Annotated in this window: 1 protein-coding gene; it reads left to right on the forward strand. The window is 59.3% G+C overall.

Translation table 11 applies throughout. The features are described from left to right. Positions 1–16: 16 nt before the first annotated feature. Positions 17–1,573, forward strand: coding sequence for an IS66 family transposase (tnpC, locus tag J3481_RS14295; protein WP_206882517.1), 1,557 nt, complete (start codon positions 17–19; stop codon positions 1,571–1,573). The last annotated feature ends 31 nt before the right edge of the window (positions 1,574–1,604 follow it).

Here is a 1,604-nt window from a genome sequence, read left to right on the forward strand (position 1 = left end):
GGACACCCTCAACCAACTGGAAACCCTGCAGGCACGCTGCGAAGCGCAAGAGAAGGAAATCGCGGAGCTAAAGAAGCAGGTGAAACTCCTGCTGGAACAGCTTCGTCTGGCCCGCCATCGACAATTCGGGAAGTCCAGCGAACGCACGACGGACGACCAATTGCGCTTGGACCTGGTGTTCAACGAGGCTGAGGCGGAGGCACAGCCTGAGGAAGAAGAACCTACCTTCGAGACGGTGACGTACCAGCGACGCAAGAAGCAGCCTGGACAACGGGACGCCATGCTTGCCGATCTTCCAGTGGAGCGGGTGGAGTACCGTCTGTCGGAAGAAGAACGGATCTGTCCGTGTTGCGGCGATGTCATGAGCGAGGCGGGTGTCGAGATCCGTCGCGAGCTCATCCACATCCCGGCGCAGACGAAGGTACGCGAACATGTCCAGCAACAATATGCATGCCGGACGTGTGACCAGCAGGGGACGGAAACGCCTATGGTCAAGGCGCAGATGCCCAAGCCACCCATTCCGGGCAGCCTGGCGTCCGCCTCGATGCTGGCGTATGTGATAGACAAGAAATACGTGGACGGTTTGCCGCTGTACCGTCTGGAGCAGCAGTTTGCCCGGCAAGGCCTGCAGTTAACACGTCAGACCTTGGCGAACTGGGTGGTGTTGGGGACGACGCGGTGGCTCGAACTCATGTACAACCGGTTGCACGAGGAACTTCTGAAGCGTCGGTACCTCCATGCGGATGAGACAACGCTGCAGGTTCTGCATGAGCCGGGGCGATCGGCTGAAACAACCTCGTACATGTGGTTGTACCGAAGCGGTCAGGATGGGCCAGCGATTGTCCTGTTCGACTACCAGGAGACCCGTTCGAAGGAGCACCCAAGGCGATTTCTCGAGGGATTCGGGGGCTACCTGCACGTGGACGGGTACAGCGGGTACCACGACATTCCGGGTGTCAAGCTGGTCGGGTGTTGGGCACACGCCAGACGTAAGTTTCACGAGGCACACACCGCGCTCCCGGCAGAGGAGCGAAAGAAACCGACAGCGGCCAGGATAGGATTGGAATACTGCAATCGGTTATTTAAGATTGAACGCGCACTGAAGGACATGGATCCAGAACAACGTCACGCACAGCGGCAGAAGTTAAGTCGGCCGGTGCTGGACGAGTTTGTGGCATGGCTCCGGGCGCAGAGCGAACAGGTACTGCCCAAGAGTACCTTGGGGCAGGCGGTTTCGTATTGCCTCAACCAATGGCCGAAGCTGACGGTGTTCCTGGAGGACGGGCATCTGGAGTTGGACAACAATCGGAGCGAGCGGTCCATCAAGCGGTTCGTGATCGGCCGGAAGAATTTCTTGTTCGCGAACACGCCACGGGGTGCGAGGGCCAGCGCCATCGCGTACAGTCTGGTAGAGACGGCCAAGGAGAACGGCTTGGATCCGTACTTGTACCTGGAGTACCTGTTCGAACGGCTACCCAACATCCAGACTGACGACCAGACGGCGATGAACGACTTGCTGCCGTGGTCCGACCACCTGCCAGACGGCATCCGCAGACGGACGAAAAAAGCATAGTATGCACAACTGCCCCGCCGGCTTCCCGGCG

Origin of the sequence: Alicyclobacillus fructus (genome assembly GCF_017329605.1) — a bacterium.
Lineage (GTDB): Bacteria > Bacillota > Bacilli > Alicyclobacillales > Alicyclobacillaceae > Alicyclobacillus > Alicyclobacillus fructus.